The 6604-nt window shown below is 53.0% G+C and carries 5 protein-coding genes and 1 pseudogene; 4 read left to right on the top strand and 2 right to left on the bottom strand.

Translation table 11 applies throughout. From position 1 onward, the window contains the following. Positions 1-134: 134 nt before the first annotated feature. Positions 135-524, top strand: coding sequence for a hypothetical protein (locus ACIQWP_RS31685; protein ID WP_402796412.1), 390 nt, complete (start codon positions 135-137; stop codon positions 522-524). A gap of 47 nt (positions 525-571) precedes the next feature. Here ACIQWP_RS31685 and istB read toward each other — a convergent pair whose 3' ends face one another. Together istB and istA are read right to left on the bottom strand one after the other, a co-directional pair. Beyond that, positions 572-1384 carry an IS21-like element helper ATPase IstB gene (istB, locus tag ACIQWP_RS31680; protein WP_402796410.1) on the bottom strand — a complete coding sequence of 271 codons (813 nt, stop codon included), beginning with the start codon at positions 1382-1384 and terminating at the stop codon, positions 572-574. Beyond that, positions 1374-2900, bottom strand: a pseudogene (istA, locus tag ACIQWP_RS31675) (IS21 family transposase). Before istA ends, istB begins: the two are co-directional and overlap by 11 nt. Positions 2901-3488: 588 nt before the next feature. On the opposite strand from istA, the gene ACIQWP_RS31670 reads away from it, so the two are divergent. The 3 genes from ACIQWP_RS31670 to ACIQWP_RS31660 all read left to right on the top strand — a co-directional run bounded on the left by ACIQWP_RS31670 (position 3489) and on the right by ACIQWP_RS31660 (position 5516). Then, positions 3489-4181, top strand: coding sequence for a 3-hydroxyacyl-CoA dehydrogenase family protein (locus ACIQWP_RS31670; RefSeq protein ID WP_402796408.1), 693 nt, complete (start codon positions 3489-3491; stop codon positions 4179-4181). Positions 4182-4449: 268 nt separating this feature from the next. After that, on the top strand, positions 4450-4911 hold the full coding sequence (locus ACIQWP_RS31665; protein WP_402796405.1) for an Ivy family c-type lysozyme inhibitor: 462 nt from the start codon (positions 4450-4452) through the stop codon (positions 4909-4911). 458 nt (positions 4912-5369) lie between these two features. Further along, positions 5370-5516: a LuxR C-terminal-related transcriptional regulator gene (locus ACIQWP_RS31660; protein WP_402796402.1), complete on the top strand. Its 147-nt coding sequence runs from the start codon at positions 5370-5372 to the stop codon at positions 5514-5516. Positions 5517-6604 lie beyond the last annotated feature (1088 nt).

The following is a 6604-nucleotide window of genomic DNA, read 5'->3' as shown; positions in this document are numbered from 1 at the left end:
AGCTCTGAAATCGACATATGTCCAAGCCCTCTATTCAGGCTCAACATCGTCAATCACAAGGTGATCCGGAAGGTGGGGTCAAGATGACGCTTACAGATCTGCTATCGCCTCTCATCTAAGGAGACTACCGAAAGATGCACCGTTTCACGGCCGGTCTTGCCTTCGTGGCTTTGTTCTGCCTCCATGTAAGCAGCGCTGTGGCGGATGATGAAATATATGCCCCGACCGGAACTGTTGAGAGCAAGTATTTTGTCGAAGGGCCTTCTCGTGTGAAGCGTATGACTTCTGGGGAACCATGTGATCAGCGAGGTCATCTGTGTGATGTGTGGTATCCGGTGGACATTCAAAGCGGCTGGCCGCGTGCGGCTATCCTCTGGGCAAACGGCACGTCTGATGCGCCCGTCGAGCCGAAGGTCTATGACTATCTTCTGTCCCATTTCGCCAGTTGGGGATTTGTCGTGATTGCAACGCGCGACCCGAATACTGGACACGGCAATACGGTTCTCGACGCTCTCGATTGTTGATTTGCGCTGAGAGCTGACCCGGGATTTGCGCCGAGAAGTGACCCGCCTTAGATATCGTCCGTAGTGGTTGGGGTGGTCAAGTTCCTACGTTTCTCCTTAGTCGTTTTGGGCTCATGGGCCGAGCTGTTCTTGAATCGGAAGCTGTCGTTTCCGGTCTCGAGGATGTGGCAATGATGGGTGAGCCGGTCGAGCAGCGCGGTGGTCATCTTGGCATCGCCGAAGACGCTGGCCCATTCGCTGAAGCTGAGGTTGGTGGTGATGATAACGCTCGTGTGTTCGTAAAGCTTGCTCAGCAGATGGAAGAGCAATGCCCCACCTGAAGCACTAAACGGCAGGTAGCCCAGCTCGTCCAGAATGACGAGATCGGAGTGTGCCAGGCGGTTGGCGATCTGGCCTGGGCGACCTTGAGCCTTCTCTTGCTCCAGTGCATTGACCAGCTCGACCGTTGAGAAGAACCGAACGCGCTTTTGATGATGCTCGATAGCCTGGATGCCGATCGCGGTGGCAATGTGCGTCTTGCCCGTGCCGGGTCCGCCGACCAGGACGATGTTGTTGGCGTCGTCGAGGAAGTCACAGCGATGAAGCTGACGCACCAACGCTTCGTTGATTTCACTGCTGGCGAAGTCGAAGCCGTTGAGGTCGCGATAGGCGGGAAAGCGTGCGGTCTTGAGTTGATAAGCCGTTGACCGCACCTCTCGTTCCGCCGTTTCCGCCTTGAGAAGTTGGGACAGGATGGGAACGGCGGCCTCGAACGCCGGCGATCCCTGTTCGGTCAACTCGCCGACGGCCTGTGCCATGCCGTGCATCTTCAGTTGCCGCAGCATGATGACGATCGCACCGCTTGCCGGGTTATGACGCATGGCGGGTCTCCGTCTTTCTCAACGTATCGTACCGTTCGACATTGGCCTTGGGTTCATTGGTGAGCGTCAGCGCCTGAGGTGCGTCCAGGGTTGGAGGGGTAAAGGATTTGCCATCGACCAGGCGATGCAGCAGGTTTAGCACATGGGTCTTGGTCGGGACCCCGGACTTCAGAGCCATGTCGACGGCCTTCAGTACAGCTTGTTCGTCGTGCTGGAGGACAAGGGCCAGGATATCGACCATCTCGCGATCGCCGCCCGGTTTCTTCAGCAGATACTGCTGCAAGGTCCGGAATTCGTCGGGAAGTTCTATAAAGGGCGCACCATTGCGGAGAGCACCAGGCTTTCGTTGCACAACCGCAAGATAATGCCGCCAATCGTAGATGGTCTACCCCGGCCGGTCATGAGAGCGATCGATAACGCGGCGATGTTCGCAGACGATCTGACCTTCCGCGGCGACCACGACACGATCCGGGTAGACGCGCAAGCTCACCGGTCGGTTGGCGAAGGATGCCGGCACGCTGTAGCGATTGCGTTCCAGGTGGACGAGGCAGGTCGGCGTCACGCGCTTTGTATATTCGACAAACCCATCGAACGGCCGGGCAACGGGCATAAGGGCCGGCGCTTCCTCTGCCCAGATGTCGGCGATGGTGCCCCGCATCTGACCGTGCGGCGTCTTTGCCCAGAACTCCTTGCACCGAAGCTCAAGCCAATCATTCAGAGCTTCCAGTGACGGAAAGCGTGGGATCGGTTGAAAGAACCGGTGACGCGCATCCTGAACGTTCTTCTCGACCTGCCCTTTTTCCCAACCGGACGCGGGATTGCAGAACTCCGGCTCGAACACATAATGACTGGCCATCGCCAGGAAGCGGACGTTGACGTCGCGCTCCTTGCCACGGCCGACCTTGTCAATCGCCGTGCGCATGTTGTCGTAGATGCCGCGGCTGGGAATGCCACCGAAGACGCGGAACGCATGATTGTGCGCATCGAACAGCATCTCATGCGTCTGAAGGAGATAGGCCCGAACTATGAAGGCGCGGCTATAGCTCAGCTTCGTATGTGCGACCTGCAGCTTGGTGCGCTCATTGCCAATGACGGCCCAGTCTTCCGACCAGTCGAACTGGAACGCTTCGCCCGGTTCGAAGGCCAGAGGCACGAACGTTCCGCGTCCTGTCGTCTGGAATTCCCTCTGCCGGTCTGCCTTCCATTCCCGGGCAAAGGCTGCAACACGGCAATAAGAACCGTCATAGCCGAGGCTCACAAGATCGGCATGGAGTTGTTTCAGGGTGCGCTTTTGCTTGCGGCCCTTTTTGGATTCCGTCTTCAGCCAGGCCGACAGCCGATCCGCGAACGGATCAAGCTTGCTCGGCCGCTCCGGGACCTTGAACTTCGGCTCCACGCCGTCCAAGCGCAGGTATTTGCGGACAGTGTTCCGGGAAAGGCCGGTCCTGCGGCAAATCTCTCGGATCGAGAGATGCTCTCGAAAATGCCAGCGTCGGATTACGCTCAGTAACGCCATGTCGATCAAGCGGGACTGTGAGTCAGCCGTGCTTGGCAGTCCGCTGTCGTGCACAGTTGGCGTCTATGGGTATTTGGGTCTGCCAACGGCCTGGCTTGCCTGGCAATTGCAAGGGGTGAAGACAGCGGGTGCGGCGTTTCGCAGAACTGGAGGCGAGTTCTTTGAGGCCCGGTGGTGGAGCAGGCAGGTGAGCAACATTCGCTAATGCGCCATCCGCATTCGCTTATTAATCTTCGAAGACACATGAAAGCGCTTCGACGCAGATTCCTCATTATTGGCTTCGGTGCGCTAAGTACCCTCATTCACTTATGTAACGCGTTCTCCAAACAGTATCGTACCTCCTTATCGTCGCGAAACAGGTCATGAATAACAATCTGCCGTTGCCTTGTGACCAAGAGAGGGGCTGCCCGTGTTTCCCACAAATACCTGCTGCTTTCTCGAGGGTCATGTGGAGGTGTTTACCGTGCTTGCGCTCATTTCGATCAATTGCGCTGGCAGGCCAGAGAAATTGAGTAACGACGTTGGGGCGGTCCTTTTCAGATTATGAACCCAGCGACCTCATCACGACGAATGCATAGAGGATTTTCAATGAGTTTTCAGTCTTTGGACTTTGTCGATAAACCGATGGCAATGGTGGGAGCAGGGACACATGGGCGTCGGATCACGTTGATGCTCGCAACCAGAGGTGCTGAGGTCAGGCTACATGATCCCAACGAAGAGGTTCGTAGCGAAGGAGTAGCGTTTGTCGGCGCAAACTTGGAACCGAAAGCGACCAAAGCAGATGGTGGCTACACTGGTAGAGCGGCTGGTACAGCGACAACTGAGGAAGCGGTCCCTGATAGTGCCGATCTCAAACAGCGTAGGGTTCTTCGTGATCTGGACGCCGCAGCGAGCCCGAATGCGATCATCGCGAGCAACTTATCCATCTTCCCTGGTAGTGAGCTAATCGACGGCGTGCTGAGACCAGAGCGAGTGCTCAGCTCCCACTTCTACATGCCACCTCGCGTGATTCTCGTTGAATTGATGTCATACGGGAAGACCGATCCGGCTGTTATTCAGAGAATAATAGTAGTGCTTCCGAAGTTTGGGCTAAGACCGTTGCACATTCAGGAGGAAAGTGTCGGACTGATTTTCAACCGTGTCGGGGCGGTAATCAAACGCGAGTCTCTATATGTGCTGGCACAGGGGGCTCCTCCCCATCCGAAATTTGATGAGATATTCAAGCTAGCGATCGGAGCAAGGGTGCTTCAGAAAGATGGATCAAGTCGGGCCTGCCATTGAGGAGCACTATACAGCGGTTCGTCCAGGTCTTCCAGAGGAGGTTCAGGGCCTTTTCAAAGCTATATTTCGAAAGGATGGCTGGGCGTAGTTTCTATAACAACTATCAACAACATCAGACTATTGAGCTGGTAGCCGGCGCTGAACGGAGGATGTGGTATTTTCGAAATATACAAGCAGATGAGTTGCGCTCCAACCGTTGACTTCTATGGATGTTCAAAGACCAATTGCCGCTTGCTGAAAGGCTAGTGCATGAAAAGGAAATACTCTCATGAAAAAGATAGTACGGGTTATCGCCCTTACAGGCGCACTAGTAGTGCCATACAATGGAGTTGCACAGGCAAACGACTTCAGACTTCACGATATTCCATCTGGACCTGCCGCCCGTAAGGCTTTTGAAGAGATGGCGAAAGGGCACGCATTACCGGAATGGGTCAGGGGAGGCTCTACTGATTCTGAAACGGTAAAGCTCGCATTTGACGGAAACGAAGTCTATGTCATGAGCGGCTGCAAACGCCATGATTGTATAGCTGAAAAGATGGCAGTCATATATAATCCCAAAGGCAACATCATGTATGGTGTCTTCGCAACATGGGATGAAAAGACCTCCACTGAAAAGTTGATATGGTTGAATATCGGAGGCGGAGAAGAGTCGATGGATGGAAAAACGATTCTATACGCTGCATTGACCGGAAGTCTAGGAAATCATCCCGGTGCATTCAACTACAAATGACGGATAGACCTAGCAGCTGAAGGGGCGATCGACGACCTGTTGTCTCTATTCGAACATACCAAAAAGCCGCCTATTCCCGGCATATGCAAATCCGGGGGCCTATTTCACCACGATAGCGTGGTGTTTAATGACTGAAATTCTCGGCGATGCACGGAGAAATAACATAATGCAAAAGAATAAATACGCATATAATTGAAATAAATTCGACGTTTCCGTCACGCCTTCTGACGATTTCAGGAGATTAAGCTAAAGACGTATTATCCATGCTGGATTTGATTCTACAGCTATCCATCATAACAATTATGACAGTCGTATTCTCCTTTTGCCTTGGTTTGGTGCTCGGAAAACTTGTCTGGGGGCCAACCAAGCATAGGCGCCAACATATGTTGCATTTACGAGAGGCAAGGTGCGATTATCAGACCCGACCTGAAGAGTAGTTCAATTTTCTCAATCTCCACATGTCGCCATACATATGGATCGTAACAGGAGTAGTAGCCACGAGAGTGCTCACTACGCGCGAGAAAGAGATCCTTGATCTGATTTGCCGTGGCTATAGGACGCGTGAGATCGCCGCTGCACTGACGACAATCACCGTGTCGGCATAATCAATAAGCTCGGAACTCGCTCGATCACCGAACACATAAGCATGGTGCGGACGGCAGAATGACTCTGCATATTGCACCTGTCAAAGGGAGGATCATCGAAATAATTGACTACATCGTCTCAAACTGAGCTATTTCTGATCTGTGATATCGGATGATTAATGTTTTCACCTAATCTGAGTTTAATGGTTATCGAAGATATACCGTATTTCGTTCGCGACATCCTCTCCGAAGGGGGAAATATCTGCGCTATTGGTCGCAACAACTATGTTATCGATGTCGTCAATGATCACTCACCAGGTCCGGGCGAAGTATCCCGACGAATAGCCGTCGTTCTCGCCGCCTACGGTCTTAGATCTCATCTGAAGAAAGAGATAGTTGCATACCTCCGTTCTATTGACCGATTTATCGATATATAAACCCTACGCTCACCTTTCGCTTCGACCTTATTGTAGTGGTCGAATTTTACGCTCTCCAAGAATTCACAGGCACGCTTTATAAAATGAAACATCGTCCTGATTATTTCCAGCGTAAGATCTCCACATATTGCCGAGTTCGGATCGCTCCAATTGCCTGTGAACAGCTTTCAACTGAAATCGAGGCGTACCTACTTCGGCTTGTCAGTTCATATAAGCCGCCGCCACTAAGACACAATGGTTTCGACTGGCGAATTATAGCAGAGGAATGCGGATCTCAGGCTCCGTTCTCTATTCAACTACGCCACGCACTGCGCTCTGGCCTTCAAGCGGTCAGCCGCTGGGCAGCAAACGGCCGCAGCTAGCTTTAGCACTACACGTGGCTGCAATTCTGCAAAACATTTGATGTCCGCACTTTACGCTGCTTTCGAGCGAAATCGGCAAGCCCCACATCGCTCTTAATGATTGATGCAGAATACAAACAGATTATTTCTGGTTTCGTTCTCCTGTGAGGCGACAGGTATAACTGTAACGAGATAGCGTAAACTAGCGAATTAGATTATCTTTCTGCAATTACCCCTTGGTCTGCCCCCATGGGGTGATCCGGGCTTAATGTTAGTGCATGCTCGGTCTAGCCGCCACTGCTGGCGTTGAAGCCGGGCCATTCTGGCGCGG

Origin of the sequence: Rhizobium sp. NPDC090279 (genome assembly GCF_044769665.1) — a bacterium.
In the GTDB taxonomy this organism is placed as follows: domain Bacteria; phylum Pseudomonadota; class Alphaproteobacteria; order Rhizobiales; family Rhizobiaceae; genus Rhizobium.
The sequence above is the reverse complement of the archived record's forward strand: the minus strand, read 5'-3'. Positions and strand labels throughout refer to the sequence as shown.